At 58.7% G+C, this 21,089-nt stretch carries 14 protein-coding genes and 4 tRNA genes; 17 read left to right on the top strand and 1 reads right to left on the bottom strand.

Translation table 11 applies throughout. From position 1 onward, the window contains the following. Positions 1-39: 39 nt before the first annotated feature. Positions 40-828 (bottom strand): SDR family oxidoreductase, encoded by a 789-nt coding sequence (locus tag KY494_RS16250; RefSeq protein WP_219887511.1) that lies wholly within the window; start codon positions 826-828, stop codon positions 40-42. Positions 829-902: 74 nt separating this feature from the next. Between KY494_RS16250 and KY494_RS16245 the strand changes: the two genes are divergently transcribed. The 17 genes from KY494_RS16245 (at position 903) to rpoC (ending at position 21,011) form a co-directional block, all read left to right on the top strand. Further along, on the top strand, positions 903-2,054 hold the full coding sequence (locus tag KY494_RS16245) for a class I SAM-dependent methyltransferase (RefSeq protein ID WP_219887510.1): 1,152 nt from the start codon (positions 903-905) through the stop codon (positions 2,052-2,054). 148 nt (positions 2,055-2,202) lie between these two features. Beyond that, positions 2,203-3,291, top strand: coding sequence for a J domain-containing protein (locus KY494_RS16240; protein ID WP_219887509.1), 1,089 nt, complete (start codon positions 2,203-2,205; stop codon positions 3,289-3,291). A 63-nt stretch (positions 3,292-3,354) separates the two neighbouring features. Further along, a complete protein-coding gene (locus KY494_RS16235; protein WP_219887508.1) occupies positions 3,355-4,950 on the top strand; it encodes a DUF3369 domain-containing protein in 1,596 nt (531 codons plus the stop codon). A gap of 133 nt (positions 4,951-5,083) precedes the next feature. Continuing rightward, complete coding sequence (locus KY494_RS16230) at positions 5,084-6,730, top strand: tetratricopeptide repeat-containing response regulator (protein WP_219887507.1); 1,647 nt, start codon at positions 5,084-5,086, stop codon at positions 6,728-6,730. 233 nt (positions 6,731-6,963) lie between these two features. Next, a tRNA-Tyr gene (locus KY494_RS16225) sits at positions 6,964-7,048 on the top strand. A gap of 59 nt (positions 7,049-7,107) precedes the next feature. Further along, positions 7,108-7,181 (top strand) — tRNA-Gly (locus KY494_RS16220). A gap of 43 nt (positions 7,182-7,224) precedes the next feature. Further along, a tRNA-Thr gene (locus tag KY494_RS16215) sits at positions 7,225-7,299 on the top strand. 88 nt (positions 7,300-7,387) lie between these two features. After that, complete coding sequence (tuf, locus tag KY494_RS16210) at positions 7,388-8,578, top strand: elongation factor Tu (protein ID WP_219887506.1); 1,191 nt, start codon at positions 7,388-7,390, stop codon at positions 8,576-8,578. A gap of 66 nt (positions 8,579-8,644) precedes the next feature. Beyond that, positions 8,645-8,720, top strand: a tRNA-Trp gene (locus KY494_RS16205). 32 nt (positions 8,721-8,752) lie between these two features. Next, positions 8,753-9,136: a preprotein translocase subunit SecE gene (gene secE, locus KY494_RS16200; RefSeq protein ID WP_035823944.1), complete on the top strand. Its 384-nt coding sequence runs from the start codon at positions 8,753-8,755 to the stop codon at positions 9,134-9,136. Continuing rightward, complete coding sequence (gene nusG, locus KY494_RS16195; protein WP_034753130.1) at positions 9,136-9,762, top strand: transcription termination/antitermination protein NusG; 627 nt, start codon at positions 9,136-9,138, stop codon at positions 9,760-9,762. Before secE ends, nusG begins: the two co-directional genes overlap by 1 nt. Before the next feature lie 116 nt (positions 9,763-9,878). After that, a complete protein-coding gene (gene rplK / locus KY494_RS16190; protein ID WP_010394312.1) occupies positions 9,879-10,313 on the top strand; it encodes a 50S ribosomal protein L11 in 435 nt (144 codons plus the stop codon). Further along, positions 10,313-11,008 carry a 50S ribosomal protein L1 gene (rplA, locus tag KY494_RS16185; protein ID WP_071079797.1) on the top strand — a complete coding sequence of 232 codons (696 nt, stop codon included), beginning with the start codon at positions 10,313-10,315 and terminating at the stop codon, positions 11,006-11,008. Before rplK ends, rplA begins: the two co-directional genes overlap by 1 nt. 319 nt (positions 11,009-11,327) lie before the next feature. Beyond that, positions 11,328-11,870 (top strand): 50S ribosomal protein L10, encoded by a 543-nt coding sequence (rplJ, locus tag KY494_RS16180; RefSeq protein ID WP_029496119.1) that lies wholly within the window; start codon positions 11,328-11,330, stop codon positions 11,868-11,870. 67 nt (positions 11,871-11,937) lie between these two features. Continuing rightward, positions 11,938-12,309: a 50S ribosomal protein L7/L12 gene (rplL, locus tag KY494_RS16175; RefSeq protein WP_010394320.1), complete on the top strand. Its 372-nt coding sequence runs from the start codon at positions 11,938-11,940 to the stop codon at positions 12,307-12,309. A gap of 244 nt (positions 12,310-12,553) precedes the next feature. Then, positions 12,554-16,660 carry a DNA-directed RNA polymerase subunit beta gene (gene rpoB, locus KY494_RS16170; protein WP_096233370.1) on the top strand — a complete coding sequence of 1,369 codons (4,107 nt, stop codon included), beginning with the start codon at positions 12,554-12,556 and terminating at the stop codon, positions 16,658-16,660. Between the two features lie 109 nt (positions 16,661-16,769). Beyond that, positions 16,770-21,011: a DNA-directed RNA polymerase subunit beta' gene (gene rpoC / locus KY494_RS16165; protein WP_099760957.1), complete on the top strand. Its 4,242-nt coding sequence runs from the start codon at positions 16,770-16,772 to the stop codon at positions 21,009-21,011. Positions 21,012-21,089: the final 78 nt, after the last annotated feature.

Below are 21,089 nucleotides of genomic sequence, written 5' to 3'. Positions count from 1 at the left end.
GGGGATGCTGAAATGCTGGTTGTTTGGCAGGGCTGCTGATTATTTGGTCAAAAACATGACGTCGCGCGGCAAGCCGATCAAATGCTGGCCGCCATCGACCAGCAGGGTAGTCCCCGTCAGCGCGCGCGCGCCAGCCACGTAACAGACGCTGTCGGCCACATCCTCGGGCGTGCTGGAGCGTCCCAGCGGCGTGTTTTCATGTGCCTTGCTAAAGTTCGCTTCCGTCTGCTCGCCGGAGACCATGGTGATGCCGGGCGCAATGCCCACCACGCGCACTTTCGGCGCCAGCGCCTGGGCCAGCATGGTGGTCGCCGACAGCAGCGCCGCCTTGGACAGGGTGTACGACAAAAAATCAGGATTGAGATTGTACAGTTTTTGATCGAGCAAGTTGATGACCACCGCTTGTCCGCCTGCCGGGGTGGCCTGGTACAGCGCCTGCGCCAGCAGGATGGGCGCGGCCAGGTTGGCGTGCATATGGGCGTCGAGCGCGGCGATGGAAAAATCGCCCGCATTGTCGTATTCAAACAACGATGCGTTGTTGACCACGCAAGTAACCGGTCCCAGCGCCGCCTGTGCCTGCGGCAATAGCTGGCGCACGGCGTCTTCCTGTGCCAGGTCGCAGGGGAACGCTTGCGCGCGGCGGCCCAGCGCCGTGATGTCCGCCACCAGGCTGAGTGCTTCGTCGCGCGAGTCGCGATAATGGACGGCGATATCCCAGCCGTCGCGCGCCAGGCCCAGCGCGATGGCGCGGCCGATGCGGCGCGCCGCGCCCGTGACGAGGGCGACGCGGGGGATGCTGTCGAATGGCGTTGTCGTTGCTTCTGTCATGTCTTTGCTATGGTTGAGATATTCGGTGGATGCCACACTGGCGGCATGCGCCGCCGATTCGCTACAATGCGGGTATGTCTCTTCCCGCACCCGATAGCGACGCGCTGGCCGCGTCCCATGCCTTGCAGCACCAGATTGCCGCCGAAATCGCGCGCAATGACGGCGCCATTCCCTTTGTCCGCTTCATGGAGCTGGCGCTGTATGCGCCTGACCTCGGCTATTACAGCGGCGGCGCCGCCAAGCTGGGCAAAGATGGCGATTTTACAACCGCGCCCGAGATTTCGTCCCTGTTCGGCGCCACCCTGGCCCATGTGGCAGCCGCTATTATGGCGCAAACGGCCCCGCGCATCCTCGAATTCGGCGCCGGCACGGGCAAGCTGGCCTGCGACATCCTGACGGAAGCGGCCAGCGCCGGCATCCATGTGGAACAGTATGCGATCGTCGAATTGTCCGGCGAATTGCGCGCGCGCCAGGAGCTGGCGCTGGCCGCCTTCCCGCAAGTGGTGTGGTTCGACGGTTTTCCCGACAGCTTCGAGGGCGCCGTGTTCGGCAATGAAGTGCTGGACGCCATGCCCGTCAACCTGATCAGCAAGACGCCCGCCGGCTGGTGCGAACTCGATGTCAGCATTGCCGATGGCCAGTTCGTGTTTGTCGAACGTCCGGCCGGTGCCGACGTGGCCGCGCAGATCGCCGCCCAAGTGCCCGAGGCCGATGCCTTGCCCGTCGGCTACGTCAGCGAAATCCACGGCGTCGCCTGCGGCTTCATGCGTTCGCTGGCGCGCATGCTGACCAATGGCAAGGGCGGCGCGGCCGTGCTGTTCGACTATGGCTTTCCGGCGCACGAGTATTACCTGGACTTGCGCGCCACGGGCACCCTGATGTGCCATTACCGCCACCATGCCCACGCGGAACCGTTTTATCTGCCCGGCTTGCAGGACATCACGGCCCACGTCGATTTTACGGCCATGGCGGTGGCGGCGCAGGATGCGGGCCTCGATGTGCTCGCGTACATGAACCAGGCGTCTTTCCTGCTGGGCGCCGGGCTCGGCGACTTGCTGCTGCGCACCGATCCTGAGCAGGTCAAAACGTACTTGCCGCAGGCCAGCGCCGTGCAAAAGCTGGTCTCGCCGGCCGAGATGGGGGAATTGTTCAAGGTGCTGGCGGTGGGGCACCGCGTGGAGTTGCCGGAAGCCCTGTTGTCCGCTGACCGCAGTCATCGCCTGTAAGCGCGGCAATATCAAGGCAGGGCAGTGTCGCCCTGCAATTTCCTGTCCGCCGGTGGTTATTATCTTGTCATATCGTATATGATGACCGACACAGCACGGTTCCATCCTGCAAGAACCCGTCGCCGCGCACCGATTTCAAGATAGAACGATGGGAAAGATACATACACACTATGACAACCTGAAGGTGGCGCGCCTGGCGCCGCAGGAAGTCATACGTGCCGCGTACAAAGCCCTCAGCCAGAAATACCACCCGGACAAGAATCCCGGCGACGAAAAGGCCGCCCGCATCATGGCGATCCTCAACAGCGCCTATGGCACCTTGTCCGATCCGCAACGCCGCAGGGAACACGACGAGTGGATCGCTGCCGAGGAGTGGGAAATCGAATGGCTGGAAAGCACCCACCAGGAAGATGGCAAGAGCCGCGATGGCCGCGCGAAAGGCCATGCCCAGTCGCATGAGCACGCCTGGGCGCAGGATGTGCCGCCATCCAGGGGCAAGCCGCGACGCGGCCTGCAGCCCGTCTGGCGCAACTGGCGCTGGTGGCTGAGCCTGCTTGTCTGCCTGTTGCTGGGCTGGTTGGGCGCCTTGCTGATGCTCGATACCTCCCCGCCCGTGCCGGTCGCGCTGGCGTCGGCCTGGAGCGGCCTGGTCCGCGATGGCGTCAAGCCCCATGCGGAAGCGGCCACGCCAGCGGCCAGCGCCGTGCCGCCGCCATCGAAAGGCGAGGCCGTGGCGGTCGACAGCTGGGCGGTGGGCAAGCCATATGCACCCGAACCGCAGGAAGCGAAGACGCCCGAGATCCGCGTGCTGGCCGTTTCCCAGCTGAGCCTGAAGGCCATTCAGCCCGCCTGCGATGGCGCAGGCAAGGCCGAGTCGGCAGCGCTGGTGGCGCCGAATGGCGAGCCCTGGCCGACGCATTCCGGCTATGTCGATGGATTCCTGATCGGTAACAAGGGCGAGGAGCTGGCCATCAGCATCGACAACAGCCACAATGCCGCGCCCATGTTCGTCAAACTGTATGACACGGAGCGGCGCTCGAACGTGCGCTATCTGTACATCCTCGCGAACGACAAACTGCTGGTGGAACAGCTCAGCGCTGGCAAATATGAAGTGCGCTACCAGGCGGTCGGGCCGGGTCAGGACAATTGTGGCGGCGCCACGCGTGGCGGTGCATCGGCGCCGGCGCCGGCCGTTGGCGAAGATGGCGCGAAGAATCCTGTTGTAAGCGGCATCTAATCTGATTATGCTTGATATGCGTCAACGCAGCGTTCACATCGACCTTATCCATTAGGAGTATTCATGACCGACCTCACAGCCGATGCAGATGATAACTGGCTGCTCGACGAAGATGAGCCGGTGGCCAGTCCTGCCGGGCTGGCCGCGCCAGACCAGCGCCTGTGGCGTGTGCTGATCGTCGATGATGACGTCGATGTGCATGCGGTCACGCGGCTGGCGCTGCGCAATGTCAGTTTCAAGGGCCGCGAACTGGAACTGTTTTCCGCCTACAGTGGCCGCGAAGGGTACGAGATCCTGCGCGACACGCCCGATATCGCGCTGGTGCTGCTCGACGTGGTGATGGAAACGGATGATGCCGGCCTGATCCTCGCCAAGCGCATCCGCGCCGACTTGAACAACTCCATCGTGCGCGTCGTGCTGCGCACGGGCCAGCCGGGCCAGGCGCCCGAGCAGCGCGTCATCATCGAATACGACATCAACGATTACAAGGCCAAGACGGAACTGACGACGCAGAAGCTGTTTACCACCGTCATCTCGGCTTTGCGTGCCTACGAGAGCCTGATGATGCTCGAGCGCAGCCGCATTGGCCTGGGCAAGATCCTCGCCGGCGCCACCAATCTGTACCAGATCCATTCGCTGCGCGAATTCGCTTCCGGCGTGCTCAACCAGGTCAGCGCCATCCTCGACGTGGGTGCCGACGGCGTGCTGTGCCTGATGCAGGGCGGCGCCGGGCGGCCTGAGGTGGTCGCCGCCACGGGCACCTATGCCATGCTGGCCGAGTCGGAAGCCATGCCGGCCGAGCATGCGCTCACCGCCACCATCGCCAAGGCATTTGCGGAAAAGCGCAGCCAGTTCGAGCATCCGGCCAATGTGCTGTTCATCCATACGGAAGGCAACCGCGAGCTGGCCATCTCCGTCACGCCGCCCTGGCCGCTGGCGCAGATCCAGCGTGACTTGCTGGAAGTGTTTTGCCAGCGCATCGCCGCCGCCTTCGACAACCTGTACATGTTCGGCCAGCTGCGCAAGGCGCAGGAAGCGACCGTGGTGGCGCTGGCCGACCTGGCCGAGTTCCGCGACAGCGACACGGGCGGCCATGTGCGGCGGGTGCAGCAATTGTCCGACGCCATCGCCCGCCGCATGCAGCAGCGCGGCGTGTATCCGGATGAGCTGACGCCGCAGCTGCTCGACATGATCGGCCTGGCCAGCATCCTGCACGACGTGGGCAAGGTGGCCACGCCGGACGCCGTGCTGTTGAAACCGGGCAAGCATACGGACCAGGAGCGCGTACAGATGCAGCTGCACGCCAGCGTCGGGCGCACCATCCTCGAGCGGGCCGCCAACATGGTCGACGGCGTCAGCTACCTCACGTATGGCGCGCAGATCGCCGGCGGCCACCACGAGCATTTCGATGGCGCCGGCTATCCGAACGGCCTCGTGGGGCGCGATATTCCCGTGGCCGCGCGCATCGTTGCCGTGGTCGACGTCTTCGATGCCTTGCTGCACGAGCGGCCCTACAAGGAGCCATGGCCGTATCCGCAGGTGCGCGAATACATCGAACAGCGCAGCGGCAGCCAGTTCGATCCGGAAGTGGTGACGGCGCTGCTGGAGCTGATCGATCACGAGCCGCAACTGTGGCATCCGGAGCGCGCCACCGCCTGAGTTGCAACTTCGTTGGCGTTTTTCGGCACGGCCCCATTCCCTTGCGCGCGGCGCCGTCATATACTCGGCTGCCTCATGCCGGCTGGCGCCACGCACCAGTGTGGCGCGCCGCGGAGTTTTCGGACATTACGACATGAAAGAACTCAAGGGCCTCAGCGCACTGATCATCGAGCCGCATCCGGGCATGCGCGCCAGCCTGCACAATATGCTCAACCTGTGCGGCCTAGCGAAGATCGATGACGCGGCCAGCTCGGGCCAGGCGATCCGCATGCTGGGCAGCAAATCGTATGATTTGATCCTGTGCGAATACGACCTCGACGGCGGGCAGGATGGCCAGCAGATGCTGGAAGACTTGCGCCATCACAAATTGATGCATGCGTCGACCATGTTCTTCATGGTCACGGGCGAAGGCAGTTTTGCCAAGGTAGTCAGCGCCGTCGAGCTGCTGCCCACCGATTACATCCTCAAGCCCTTCACCGCTGAGAACATGCTTGAGCGCATAGCCCGCGCGCTGGACAAGCGCAATGCCTTCGTGCCCGTGTATGAACTGATTGACGTGGGCAATGAGCGCGCGGCGATTGCCGCCTGCGCCGAGGGCGCCAGCCTGTATCCCCGCTACGCCACCGATTTCCTGCGCCTGCGCGCGGAATTGCATTTGCTGCTGGGCGAGGCGGCCGACGCCGAGCCGATCTACGCAGCCCTGTACCAGGCCAAGTCCATCGGCTGGGCGCGCCTGGGGCAGGCCAAGACGCAATTTCTGCTGGGCGAGTACGCAGCGGCACAGGGCACCTTGGAAGGCTTATTGGAAAACAATAAGCGTTTTCTCGACGCGTATGACTGGCTGGCGCGCACGCATTTGGCGCAAGGCAAGCCGGAACTGGCGCAGGCGGCCCTGAGCGAGGCGGTGGCCCTGTCGCCGCATGCCGTGCGCCGCTTGCGCCGGCTGGGCGAGGCGGCCCTGGCGGCCGACGATATCGAGATGGCGGAAAAAGCCCTGAAGCTGGTGGTCAGCAAGGCCAAGTATTCGGAGTTCCGTGACCCGGAAGACCATGTGCGCCTGGTGCAGACCCTGGTGCGCAAGGGCGACCCGCTACAGGTGGGCGCCGTGATCCGCGACCTCGACAAGTCGATGGGAGGGCAAAAGAATGCGGAACTGTGCAGTGCCCTGTGCAGCGCCATGCTGCATGCGCATACGGGCAACGCCGAACGCCTGCAGCAATCGCTCGACGCCGCCCTGGCCGCCAACCGGCATAGCGTGGGCAGCTCGAATACGCTGAAAACGGAGCTGGCGCGCCATTGCCTGGCGCACGGGCGCGAAGACGGCGCGGCCGAGGTGATGCGTGAAGTCATGCGCAATGCGCCCGACAGCGCGGCCATGACGCGCGCCATGGCCGTGTTCGAACTGGCTGGGCGCGAGGAGCTGGCCAAGGCGCTGGCGCGGCAAAGCCGCCAGGAAGTGGCCGATATGGTGGCCGCGGGCGCCGCCAGGGCGGGAGAAGGCGATTTCCGCGGCGCCGTCAATCTGATGGGCGAAGCCGTCACGCGTCTGCCCGACAATCCGCAAGTGGTCTTCAATGCGGCCGTGGCGGTACTGAAATGCCTGGAACACGATGGCTGGGATGAGCGCATGGGGCAGCAGGCGCTGACGTTTATTGCCGGTGTGCGCCGCCTGGACCCGCGCAACCCCAAATTACCCGTGCTATCGGGCTTGCATCAGCAGTTGTTGCGTAAATATAAGCCCCTTGGCAACTCCTGGATGCATCCGCCTGACGCCCGGTAAAAGGGAGAAATGCGGGGCGAATGACGGAAAAATGCGGCTTGCAGCCGGGGGAGATAAAAAAATTCGAAAAAAAGTCGACTTTTTCACGCCAACCCTTGCACATTCTCAAATCGGGAGCTTATAATCACGCCCCGAAGCAGCCAACTTCTTCTTTATACGCAAATGCAGCAGTCAGGCATCAGCAAATAAGGTTGACAGTTGTGAGTAGATGCTTCATACTCTGCGGTTCCCGCGGAGGGGTGGCCGAGTGGTTAAAGGCGACAGACTGTAAATCTGTTCTCTATGAGTACGCTGGTTCGAATCCAGCCCCCTCCACCAAGTTTTTGCAAGGAAAACTGGGTAGTAGCAAGTAAGTGAAGATAAGTGAACGATACCTCGCGGGTGTAGCTCAATGGTAGAGCAGAAGCCTTCCAAGCTTACGACGAGGGTTCGATTCCCTTCACCCGCTCCAGTTTCCGTTCAGATGCTTGATGCATCGCGTGCAACAAATTACAGCCCTTGTAGCTCAGTGGTAGAGCACTCCCTTGGTAAGGGAGAGGCCACGTGTTCGATCCACGTCAAGGGCACCAGAATTCGCAGCAGGCAGCACAGAAGCAATTCAAACCAGACCGTCGGGCGTGTGCCTGAGCAATCTAATCAAATCATTAGGAGTTCAAAATGGCAAAAGGTAAATTCGAACGGACCAAGCCGCACGTCAACGTCGGCACCATCGGCCACGTCGACCACGGTAAAACCACGCTGACCGCTGCAATCGCAACGGTTCTGTCGAAGAAATTCGGCGGCGAAGCCAAAGCATACGACCAGATCGATGCGGCACCAGAAGAAAAAGCGCGCGGTATCACGATCAACACCGCTCACGTCGAGTACGAAACGGCAGCGCGTCACTACGCGCACGTTGACTGCCCAGGCCACGCCGATTACATCAAAAACATGATTACCGGTGCTGCGCAGATGGACGGCGCGATCCTGGTATGCTCCGCAGCTGACGGCCCAATGCCACAGACCCGCGAACACATCCTGCTGGCCCGCCAAGTTGGCGTTCCATACATCATCGTGTTCCTGAACAAGTGCGACCTGGTCGACGACGCAGAGCTGCTGGAACTGGTTGAAATGGAAGTGCGCGAGCTGTTGTCGAAGTATGAGTTCCCTGGCGACGACTTGCCTATCATCAAAGGTTCGGCACGTATGGCGCTGGAAGGCAAAGAAGGCGAAATGGGCGTGGATGCAGTGTTGCGTCTGGCCGATGCCCTCGATTCGTACATCCCAACGCCAGAGCGCGCTGTTGACGGTGCGTTCCTGATGCCAGTGGAAGACGTGTTCTCGATCTCGGGTCGCGGTACCGTGGTCACCGGTCGTATCGAGCGCGGCATTGTCAAAGTCGGCGAAGAGATCGAAATCGTTGGTATTATCGATACCGTCAAAACGACTTGCACCGGCGTGGAAATGTTCCGCAAACTGCTGGACCAAGGTCAAGCAGGCGACAACGTTGGTCTGCTGCTGCGCGGCACCAAGCGTGAAGACGTGCAACGTGGTCAAGTTCTGGCCAAGCCAGGCTCGATCAAGCCGCATGCGCACTTCACCGGCGAGATCTATGTTCTGTCGAAAGACGAAGGCGGCCGTCATACGCCATTCTTCAACAACTATCGTCCACAGTTCTACTTCCGCACAACGGACGTGACTGGTTCGATCGAGTTGCCAGCAGACAAAGAAATGGTCATGCCAGGCGATAACGTGTCGATCACCGTCAAGCTGATCAACCCGATCGCGATGGAAGAAGGTCTGCGCTTCGCTATCCGTGAAGGCGGTCGTACCGTCGGCGCCGGCGTGGTTGCAAAAATCCTCGCATAAGGAAATGTTATGCTTCCACCTGGGGCGTCCTGGGTGGTAGAATAGCACTCCTCGAAAGTTTTACGTAGGGACGTAGCTCAATTGGCAGAGCGTCGGTCTCCAAAACCGAAGGTTGGGGGTTCGATGCCCTCCGTCCCTGCCACCGTCAAGGTGCAGGGCACCGAAAGTAGAAAAATGTCAAATCAATCCGTGCAAACCGTTAGCACGTCGAGTGACAAGATAAAAGTCGCGCTGGCAATAGTGGCTGCGATTGCAGGAGTAGTCGGGTTTTATTACCTGGCAGGCCAACCAGCTCTGGTGCGTGCAAGCGCGCTTGTGGCTGGTTTGGTTATTGCTGTTGCACTCTTGTATATCTCGACGACCGGCCGTGAATTTCTCAATTTCGCCAAAGAAGCTGTGCGCGAAACCAAGAAAGTCGTTTGGCCTACCCGCAAAGAAGCCACGCAGATTACTGCGATCGTGTTTGCCTTTGTGCTGGTCATGGCGATTTTCCTGTGGGGCACGGATAAATTGCTCGAGTTTTTGTTGTATGACGTAATTCTGGGTTGGAAAAAATAATGAGCGAAAATGTGCATGATGAAGCGGCGGACGAGTCCGTTCCGGGCGACGCTCCGGTAGCGGACACTGGTGCCGCGCTGAGCGTGCCAGTCAGCAGCAAGCGCTGGTATGTCGTGCATGCTTATTCCGGCATGGAAAAAAGCGTCATGCGCGCACTGACCGAGCGCATCGAGCGCGCGGGCATGCAAGACCAGTTCGGCCAGATCCTGGTGCCGATCGAAGAAGTGGTCGAAGTCAAGAATGGTGTGAAGTCCGTCACCGAACGTCGTTTCTATCCCGGCTATGTGCTGGTTGAAATGGAAATGACGGACGAGAGCTGGCACTTGGTCAAGAACACCAGCAAGGTTACCGGTTTCATTGGTGGCAAGTCGAACAAGCCGACGCCGATCTCCGCGCGCGAAATCGACGGCATCATGAAGCAGATGCAGGAAGGTGTTGAAAAGCCCCGTCCAAAAACCTTGTACGAGGTGGGCGAGCAGGTACGCATCAAGGATGGTCCGTTCACCGACTTCAACGGCAATGTCGAAGAAGTCAATTACGAGAAATCCAAAGTGCGCGTCTCGGTCACCATCTTCGGTCGCGCTACTCCGGTAGAGCTCGAATTCGGCCAGGTCGAAAAAGTTTAAGTCTGTATCAAGCGCCACCAGGAGCGTTGCGGTTGTATCAGCAAAATCCGGTCAGAGGAGCCCCGCCAGGGTAGGATCGGCGGGGCGCTACTACTCAATCCAAGATAGGAGCCATCATGGCAAAGAAAATCATTGGTTTTATCAAGCTGCAAGTACCAGCTGGTAAAGCAAACCCATCCCCACCAATCGGTCCAGCTCTGGGTCAACGTGGTCTGAACATCATGGAATTCTGCAAAGCCTTCAATGCACAGACCCAAGGTCTGGAAGCAGGCATGCCGATTCCAGTCGTGATCACCGCGTTTGCGGACAAGTCCTTCACGTTCGTGATGAAGACGCCTCCAGCAACCTACCTGATCAAAAAAGCTGCTGCGATCACCAAAGGTTCGCCGAAGCCACATACCGACAAAGTCGGTACGCTGACCCGCGCACAAGCTGAAGAAATCGCTAAATTGAAAACCCCTGATCTGACCGCTGCCGACATGGATGCTGCTGTACGCACCATCGCTGGTTCCGCTCGTTCGATTGGTATCACGGTGGAAGGTGTTGTATAATGGCTAAGTTATCCAAACGTATCAAGGCTTTGAAAGCCAAAGTCGACCGTACCAAAGTGTACGCTTTCGACAACGCTGTCGCTCTGATCAAAGAGTGCGCAACGGCCAAGTTCAATGAATCGATCGACGTATCGGTACAACTGGGTGTTGATCCTAAGAAATCCGACCAAGTGGTGCGCGGCTCCGTCGTGCTGCCAGCTGGTACCGGCAAAACCGTACGCGTGGCAGTTTTCGCGTCGGGCGAAAAAGCAGAAGCCGCTAAAGCAGCTGGCGCCGACATCGTTGGTATGGAAGACCTGGCTGAGCGTATCAAAGCCGGCGACATGCCTTTCGATATCGTTATCGCTTCGCCAGATACCATGCGTATCGTTGGTACCCTGGGTCAGATCCTGGGCCCACGCGGTATGATGCCTAACCCGAAAGTTGGCACTGTTACTCCTGACGTCGCTACCGCCGTGAAAAACGCGAAAGCCGGTCAAGTTCAGTACCGTACCGACAAATCCGGTATCATCCACGCTACCATCGGCCGTAAATCGTTCGCTGACGCAGATCTGAAATCGAATCTGGTCGCACTGATCGACGCACTGAACAAAGCCAAGCCAGCATCGAGCAAAGGCGTGTACCTGCGCAAAGTTTCGCTGTCGTCGACCATGGGCGCTGGCGTCCGTGTTGACCAGACTAGCCTGGCAGCTTAAGTAAAGAATCAAGTCCTGTGGCGCCTTCGGGCGCCGCGGGCGCATCTTTGGGCTGTCTGCCCGGTGTTCGCACCAGGCAGGCAGACAATCAAAGACCGTTGGGCCGACTGTGATCGCACATGCAGAAGGTTAATAGGCTTGCCGGCAACGGCAAGTGCCCAACGCAGATGGTGTACCCGAACAAGTTTTGTAGTCCTCATGCTGCGTGAATCCATCCGCTCAGTTTAGTACTTCTTGACTTCGGACGCCGTGTTCGAACCGATGCAAGGCGCTCAACCACTCGGTTGTGATTGCCGAACATCATTTAAGGAGGTTGACCGTGAGTCTCAATCTGAATGACAAAAAGGCCGTCGTCGCCGAAGTTTCCGCACAAGTAGCAAATGCGCAAACGATCGTCGTGGCCGAATATCGTGGCATCCAGGTTGGTCACTTGACGCAACTGCGTGCTAAAGCGCGTGCCCAAGGCGTGTACCTGCGTGTGTTGAAAAACACTCTGGCTCGTCGCTCCGTTGAAGGTACCGCATTCGCCAGCCTGGCAGATGCCATGACCGGCCCGTTGATCTACTCGATCTCGGCCGATGCCGTTGCAGCAGCTAAAGTCATCGCTGACTTCGCTAAAACCAACGACAAACTGGTCATCAAAGCAGGTAACTACGCAGGCAAGCCGCTGGATACAGCTGCTGTCACCGCGTTGGCGAGCATTCCTAGCCGTGAAGTTCTCATTTCGCAGTTGTTGGGCGTTATGCTGGCTCCGGTTTCGGGCTTTGCACGTGGTCTGGCTGCCCTGGCAGCGAAAAAAGGCGAAGGCGCCGAAGCTCCTGCAGAAGAAGCAGCAGCAGAAGAAGCCCCAGCAGCCGCTTAATTGCGCGCGCTTTTTTCTCTCAGTACCAATCTGATGTAACTAACGTAATAAATTTAGGAGTTTCAAAATGGCAATTAGCAAAGACGATATCCTGGAAGCAGTTAGCGCCATGTCCGTAATGGACCTGAACGACCTGGTTAAAGCATTCGAAGAAAAATTCGGCGTGTCCGCAGCAGCGATGGCTTCGGCCGGTCCTGCAGCAGGCCCAGCAGCTGCTGCTGAAGAACAAACCGAATTCAACGTCATCCTGGACAGCTTCGGCGCAAACAAAGTTGGCGTCATTAAAGCAGTTCGCGAAATCACCGGCCTGGGCTTGAAAGAAGCTAAAGACCTGGTCGATGGCGCACCAAAAACTGTGAAAGAAGCAGTGTCGAAAGCTGACGCTGAAGCAGCACAGAAGAAACTGGTAGAAGCCGGCGCAACCGCTTCGATCAAGTAATATCTGTACCGGCGGCAGTTAGCGCCCGAGTCAAAGTCTGAGGTTTCCCCTCGCAAGGGGGGAAATCCGACTTTGGCTCCTTTGTCGTCTGCATCGTATTTGTCATGTAGTTGTAGCAGCAGTTTTTATTCGATTCAAGCCGGAAAGCAGAGCCTTGAGGTTTCGTCTGTGTCACACGCAGCGGTGCAAACGAACACTTGCAAAACCTGAATTTTCTATCCTTTCTGTCACTCACGGAGTGTCCATGCACTACTCATTTACTGAGAAGAAACGCATTCGCAAATCATTCGCGAAGCGCGCCAACGTTCACCACGTTCCGTTCCTGCTGGCGACCCAGCTCGAGTCTTATCATAGCTTCTTGCAAGAGGACATAGCACCGTCCGGCCGCAAGAATGATGGCCTGCAGTCGGCTTTCACTTCGATTTTCCCTATCGTGTCGCACAATGGTTTTGCGCGTCTCGAATTCTTGTCGTACGTCCTGGGCGATCCTGCCTTCGACGTCAAAGAATGTCAACAACGTGGCCTGACGTTCGCGTCGCCGCTGCGCGCGAAAGTGCGCCTGGTGATCCTGGACAAGGAATCGCCAACCAAGCCTGTCGTCAAAGAGATGAAGGAACAGGAAGTCTACATGGGCGAATTGCCGCTCATGACGACCACCGGTTCGTTCGTGATCAACGGCACGGAGCGGGTTATCGTTTCCCAGCTGCACCGTTCGCCTGGCGTGTTCTTCGAGCACGACCGCGGCAAGACTCACTCGTCCGGTAAACTGCTGTTCTCCGCGCGTATCATTCCTTACCGCGGTTCGTGGCTGGACTTCGAGTTCGACCCGAAAGACATCCTGTTCTTCCGCGTCGACCGCCGCCGCAAGATGCCAGTGACGATCCTGCTCAAAGCCATCGGCATGTCGCATGAGCAAATCCTGGCCAATTTCTTTGTCTTCGACAATTTCAACCTGCGCTCCGAAGGCGCGGAAATGGAATTCGTCGCCGAACGTCTGCGCGGCGAAGTGGCGCGCTTTGACATCGTCGACAAGTCGGGCAAGACCCTGGTGCTGAAAGACAAGCGTATCAACGCCAAGCACGTGCGTGATATCGAAGCTGCCGGCATCAAGCACATTTCCGTACCGGAAGATTACCTGCTGGGCCGCGTATTGGCGAAGAACATCGTCGATGGCGACACCGGTGAAGTCGTCGCCTCCGCGAACGATGAGCTGACGGAAGACTTGCTGGGTCGCCTGCGCGATGCCAACATTTCCGAAATCCAGACCTTGTACACCAACGACCTGGATCAAGGCGCCTACATCTCGCAAACCCTGCGTATCGACGACACCGCCGACCAGATGGCTGCGAAAGTGGCGATCTACCGCATGATGCGTCCAGGCGAACCGCCAACGGAAGACTCCGTTGAAGCGCTGTTCAATGGCCTGTTCTACAACTCGGACCGCTACGACCTGTCGGCCGTGGGCCGCATGAAGTTCAATCGCCGCATTGGCCGCGATGAACTGACCGGCGCCATGACCCTGTCGAACGAAGACGTGCTGGCCGTGATCAAGATCCTGGTGGAACTGCGCAATGGCCGCGGCGAAGTCGACGATATCGATCACCTGGGTAACCGTCGCGTACGTTGCGTGGGCGAACTGGCTGAGAATCAATTCCGCGCCGGCCTGGTGCGTGTTGAGCGCGCCGTCAAGGAACGCCTCGGCCAAGCCGAAGCGGACAACCTGATGCCGCATGACCTGATCAACTCGAAGCCGATTTCGGCTGCGATTCGCGAGTTCTTCGGTTCGTCCCAGCTGTCGCAGTTCATGGACCAAACCAATCCTCTGTCGGAAATTACCCACAAGCGCCGTGTATCGGCTCTGGGACCCGGCGGTCTGACACGCGAACGCGCCGGCTTTGAAGTGCGCGACGTGCATCCGACCCACTACGGCCGCGTCTGCCCGATCGAGACACCGGAAGGTCCGAACATTGGTCTGATCAACTCGCTGGCTCTGTATGCCCGCCTGAATGAATACGGCTTCCTGGAAACCCCGTACCGCAAGGTCGAAGGTTCCAAGATCACCGATCAGATCGACTACCTGTCCGCCATCGAAGAAGGCCGCTACATCATCGCTCAGGCGAATGCGACCATCAGCGATGAAGGCACGCTGTCCGATGAACTGGTGTCGGCCCGTGAAGCCGGCGAAACCATCCTGGTCTCCCCGGAGCGCATCCAGTACATGGACGTGGCGCCAGGCCAGATCGTTTCCGTTGCTGCCTCGCTGATTCCGTTCCTCGAACACGATGATGCAAACCGTGCATTGATGGGCGCCAACATGCAACGCCAGGCTGTGCCTTGCTTGCGTCCGGAAAAAGCGCTGGTCGGTACCGGTATCGAACGCACCGTTGCGGTCGACTCGGGCACCACCGTGCAAGCCTTGCGTGGCGGTATCGTCGATTACATCGATGCGGGCCGTGTCGTGATTCGCGTCAACGATGACGAAGCCACGGCTGGTGAAGTGGGCGTCGACATCTACAACCTGATCAAGTACACCCGTTCGAACCAGAACACCAACATCAACCAGCGTCCTATCGTGCAAGTGGGCGACCGTGTTGCCAAGCGCGACGTGATCGCCGATGGCGCATCGACCGACCTGGGTGAATTGGCACTGGGCCAGAACATGACCGTGGCTTTCATGCCATGGAATGGTCTGAACTTCGAAGATTCGATCCTGATCTCGGAAAACGTCGTCAAGGATGACCGCTACACCTCGATTCACATCGAAGAGTTGTCGGTGGTTGCCCGTGACACGAAACTGGGCGCGGAAGAAATTACGCGCGACATCTCGAACCTGGCTGAAAATCAGCTGGCACGTCTGGATGAGTCCGGTATCGTCTACATCGGCGCTGAAGTACAGGCCGGCGACACCCTGGTCGGTAAAGTGACGCCTAAAGGCGAAACCCAGCTGACCCCGGAAGAGAAGCTGCTGCGCGCGATTTTCGGCGAAAAAGCCTCGGACGTAAAAGATACGTCGCTGCGCGTGCCTTCGGGCATGATCGGCACCGTGATCGACGTGCAAGTCTTCACGCGTGAAGGCATCGTGCGCGACAAGCGTGCTCAGCAAATTATCGATGACGAACTGAAACGCTTCCGTCTGGATCTGAACGACCAGATGCGTATCGTCGAAGGCGATGCCTTCCAGCGTCTGGAAAAAATGCTGATCGGCAAAGTTGTCAACGGCGGCCCTAAAAAGCTGGCCAAAGGCGCCAAGATCACCAAGGACTACCTGGCCGATCTGGACAAATACCACTGGTTCGACATCCGCCCTGCGGATGACGATGCAGCGGTAGCGCTCGAAGCGATCAAGGAATCGATCAACGAGAAGCGTCACCAGTTCGACCTGGCCTTCGAAGAGAAGCGCAAGAAACTGACGCAAGGCGATGAGCTGCAACCAGGCGTGCAAAAAATGGTCAAGGTGTACCTGGCCGTGAAACGCCGCCTGCAGTCGGGCGACAAGATGGCAGGTCGCCACGGTAACAAGGGTGTGGTTTCCCGTATTGTTCCTGTGGAAGACATGCCATACATGGCCGACGGCACGCCAGCCGACGTTGTGCTGAACCCGCTGGGCGTTCCTTCGCGGATGAACGTTGGTCAGATTCTCGAGACTCACTTGGGCTGGGCTGCCAAGGGTCTGGGTATCCGCATCGGCGAAATGCTGAAGGCGCAAACCAAGGTCGAGCAAATGCGCAAGTATCTGACGACGATCTACAACGACAATGGCCGCGCGGAAGATCTGGACAAGTTTGATGATGAAGAGATCATGAAACTGGCCGAGAATCTGAAAAAAGGTGTGCCATTCGCCACGCCAGTGTTTGACGGCGCGAACGAAGAAGAGATCCGCCGCATGCTGGACCTGGCGTATCCGGACGACATCGCCAAGAACCTGGGCATGACCCCGTCGAAGAACCAGGTGACCATGTATGACGGTCGCACCGGTGAAGCCTTCGAACGCAAGGTCACTGTCGGCGTCATGCACATGCTGAAACTGCATCACTTGGTCGATGACAAGATGCATGCGCGTTCGACCGGTCCTTACTCGCTGGTGACGCAACAGCCGCTGGGTGGTAAAGCCCAGTTCGGTGGTCAGCGTTTCGGTGAGATGGAAGTCTGGGCACTGGAAGCGTATGGCGCGTCGTATGTCTTGCAAGAGATGTTGACCGTCAAGTCCGATGACGTGAATGGCCGTACCAAAGTGTACGAGAACCTGGTCAAGGGCGACCACGTGATCGACGCCGGCATGCCGGAATCGTTCAACGTGCTGGTCAAGGAAATCCGTTCGCTGGGTATCGATATCGACCTCGAACGCAACTAAAAGACAGCCACCTGTCATTTGGTTTGGGAAACACAAAGCCCGGCTGGGAAACCACGCCGGGCAATGTAGTCTCAGGAATATAGAAATTTAATCACCTCTGGAGTGATACATGAAAGCACTGCTCGATCTATTCAAGCAAGTACAGACCAACGAGACCTTCGATGCAATCAAGATCGGTCTCGCTTCGCCTGAGAAAATCCGTTCGTGGTCCTACGGCGAAGTCAAAAAGCCGGAAACCATCAACTACCGTACCTTCAAGCCTGAGCGCGATGGCCTGTTCTGCGCCAAGATCTTTGGCCCGATCAAGGATTACGAATGCCTGTGCGGCAAGTACAAGCGCCTGAAACACCGCGGCGTGATCTGCGAAAAGTGCGGCGTCGAAGTCACGCTGGCCAAGGTGCGCCGCGAGCGCATGGGCCACATCGAGCTGGCCTCGCCGACCGCGCACATCTGGTTCCTGAAGTCGCTGCCGTCGCGTCTGGGCATGGTCCTGGACATGACCCTGCGGGACATCGAACGCGTGCTGTACTTTGAAGCATACGTCGTGACCGATCCGGGCATGACCCCGCTGAAGAAGTGCCAGATCATGTCGGAAGACGACTACGCCGCCAAGTACGAAGAGTACGGCGACGACTTCACCGCCTTCATGGGCGCCGAAGGTATCCGTGAACTGCTGCGCTCGATCGACATCCACCGCGATGCCGAAACCCTGCGCGTGGAACTGAAGGAATCGAAATCCGAAGCCAAGATCAAGAAATACGCCAAGCGCCTGAAAGTGCTGGAAGCGTTCCAGCGTTCGGGCATCAAGCCTGACTGGATGATCATGGAAGTGCTGCCGGTGCTGCCGCCGGAACTGCGTCCGCTGGTACCACTGGATGGTGGCCGTTTCGCGACCTCGGATCTGAACGATCTGTATCGCCGCGTCATCAACCGTAACAACCGTCTGAAACGCCTGATGGAGCTGCGCGCTCCAGAGATCATCACGCGCAACGAAAAGCGCATGCTGCAAGAAGCAGTCGATTCGCTGCTGGACAATGGCCGTCGCGGCAAAGCGATGACCGGCGCCAACAAGCGTCCGCTGAAATCGCTGGCAGAAATGATCAAGGGCAAGGGCGGCCGTTTCCGTCAAAACTTGCTGGGCAAACGCGTCGATTACTCCGGTCGTTCGGTCATCGTCGTGGGCCCGCAATTGAAACTGCATCAGTGCGGCTTGCCGAAACTGATGGCGCTGGAACTGTTCAAACCATTCATTTTCAATAAACTGGAACTGATGGGTCTGGCGACCACGATCAAGGCAGCGAAAAAGCTGGTCGAGATTCAAGAGCCGGTCGTGTGGGACATCCTGGAAGACGTGATTCGCGAACATCCGATCATGTTGAACCGCGCACCAACCTTGCACCGCCTGGGTATCCAGGCCTTCGAGCCAGTCCTGATTGAAGGCAAGGCCATCCAGTTGCACCCACTCGTCTGCGCCGCATTCAACGCCGACTTTGACGGTGACCAAATGGCGGTCCACGTTCCTCTGTCGATCGAAGCACAGATGGAAGCACGCACCCTGATGCTGGCATCGAACAACATCCTGTTCCCATCGAACGGCGAACCGTCGATCGTGCCGTCGCAGGATATCGTGCTGGGTCTGTACTACGCGACACGCGAAGCGATCAATGCGAAGAACGAAGGGATGATGTTCCCTGACGTCTCGGAAGTGATCCGCGCCTACGACAACAAGGAAGTCGAACTGACGACCCGCGTCACCGTGCGTATTACCGAATACCCGAAAAACGCCGAAACGGGCGAATTCGAGAAAACGATTACCCGCTACGAAACGACGATCGGCCGTGCGATCCTGTCGGAAATTCTGCCTAAAGGCTTGCCGTTCTCCGTCCTGAACCGCGCGCTGAAAAAGAAAGAAATTTCCAAGCTGATCAACACGTCGTTCCGCAAGTGCGGCCTGCGCGCCACCGTGGTGTTCGCAGACAAACTGATGCAATCGGGTTTCCGCCTGGCGACACGCGCCGGTATCTCGATCTGCGTCGACGACATGCTGGTACCGCCGCAAAAAGTCACCCTGATCGCGGCGGCCGAGTCGGAAGTCAAGCAGATCGAACAGCAATACGCCTCGGGTCTCGTGACCGCCGGCGAGCGTTACAACAAGGTAGTCGATATCTGGGGCAAAACCTCGGATGAAGTCGGCAAGGCCATGATGGACCAGCTCAAAGTCGAAGACGTGATTCGCCGCGACGGCACCAAGTCGACGCAAGAATCGTTCAACGCCATTTACATGATGGCCGACTCCGGCGCGCGCGGTTCCGCAGCCCAGATTCGTCAGTTGGCCGGTATGCGTGGTCTGATGGCCAAACCGGATGGCTCGATTATCGAAACGCCGATTACCGCGAACTTCCGCGAAGGTCTGAACGTTTTGCAGTACTTCATTTCGACCCACGGTGCGCGTAAAGGTCTGGCCGATACGGCGCTGAAAACGGCGAACTCCGGTTACCTGACGCGTCGTCTGGTTGACGTGACGCAAGACTTGGTGGTGATCGAGGACGATTGCGGCACCATGAACGGCGCGCTGATGAAGGCGCTGGTCGAAGGTGGTGAAGTCATCGAAGCGCTGCGCGACCGTATCCTCGGCCGCGTCACCGTGCACGATGTCGTCCATCCTGAAACCCAGGAAACGCTGTACGAAGCCGGTTCGCTGCTGGACGAAGACATGGTCGAAGAGATCGAGCGTCTGTCCATCGATGAAGTCAAGGTCCGTACGCCACTGACTTGCGACACGCGCTTCGGCCTGTGCGCCAAGTGCTATGGCCGCGATCTGGGCCGCGGCATGCTGGTCAACGCCGGCGAAGCCGTCGGTGTGGTGGCAGCGCAGTCGATTGGTGAGCCGGGTACCCAGCTGACCATGCGTACGTTCCACATTGGTGGTGCGGCTTCGCGTGCGGCAGTGGCATCGTCGGTGGAAGCGAAGTCGAACGGTACCATCCGCTTCACGGCAACCATGCGTTACGTGACGAACGGCAAGGGCGCGCAAATCGTCATTTCCCGTTCCGGCGAAGTGCTGATCACCGACGACCATGGTCGTGAGCGTGAGCGTCATAAAGTACCGTACGGCGCGACCCTGATCGTCAAGGACGGTCTGGTCATCAAAGCTGGTACGGCACTGGCAACGTGGGATCCGCTGACCCGTCCGATCATTACCGAATACGCCGGTCAAGTGCGTTTCGAGAACGTCGAAGAAGGCGTCACCGTAGCCCGTCAGGTCGACGAAGTGACCGGTCTGTCCACCCTGGTGGCGATCGATGCGAAACGTCGCGGTTCGTTGACGAAAACGTTGCGTCCGCAAGTCAAGCTGATCAACGAAGCGAACGAAGAAGTCAAGATCGCCGGCACCGAACACTCGGTGGCGATCGGCTTCCAGGTCGGCGCGCTGATCATGGTCAAGGACGGTCAACAGGTATCGGTTGGTGAAGTGCTGGCACGTATTCCTACCGAATCGCAAAAAACGCGCGATATTACCGGTGGTCTGCCACGCGTTGCGGAACTGTTCGAAGCGCGCTCGCCGAAAGATGCCGGTATGCTGGCGGAAGTCACGGGTACGGTTGCGTTCGGTAAAGAAACCAAGGGCAAGCAGCGTCTGGAAATCACGGACATGGACGGCAACAAGCATGAGTTCTTGATCACCAAGGACAAACAAGTGCTGGTGCATGACGGCCAAGTCGTGAACAAGGGCGAGATGATCGTGGACGGCCCGGCCGATCCGCAAGACATCCTGCGCCTGCTGGGTATCGAAGCACTGGCACGTTACATCGTCGACGAAGTGCAAGACGTGTACCGTCTGCAAGGCGTGAAGATCAATGACAAGCACATCGAAGTGATCGTGCGTCAGATGCTGCGCCGCGTACAGATCGTCAATGCCGGCGACACCAACTACATCGTTGGCGAGCAGGTTGAGCGTTCGGAACTGCTGGATCAGAACGACCTGATGGAAGCCGGAAACAAAATTCCTGCGACCTACGAAAACGTTCTGCTGGGTATTACCAAGGCTTCGCTGTCGACCGATTCGTTCATCTCGGCCGCATCGTTCCAGGAAACCACCCGCGTGCTGACCGAAGCGGCGATCATGGGCAAGCGCGATGGTTTGCGCGGCCTGAAAGAGAACGTCATCGTCGGTCGCCTGATTCCTGGCGGTACGGGCCTGGCCTTCCACCGCGCACGCAAAGAAAAAGAAGCGTGGGAAGTGGAAGAGCGTCAAGCACTGCTGCTGGCCGAGAAAGCCTCGATGGCCGGCGAAGCTGCCGAAGCGTTGCAGGATATTGAAAGCCAGCAACACCACGGCGACGAAGCGTAATCTACGCTGTCAGCTGACAAGAACGGCACCTTCGGGTGCCGTTTTTTTATGCCTGCGGATTCGCCTATGCACGCACAT

Source organism: Janthinobacterium sp. PAMC25594, from assembly GCF_019443505.1.
Taxonomy (GTDB): domain Bacteria; phylum Pseudomonadota; class Gammaproteobacteria; order Burkholderiales; family Burkholderiaceae_D; genus Janthinobacterium.
Note: the sequence above shows the minus strand (reverse complement) of the source record. Positions and strands in the feature narration are given on the sequence as shown.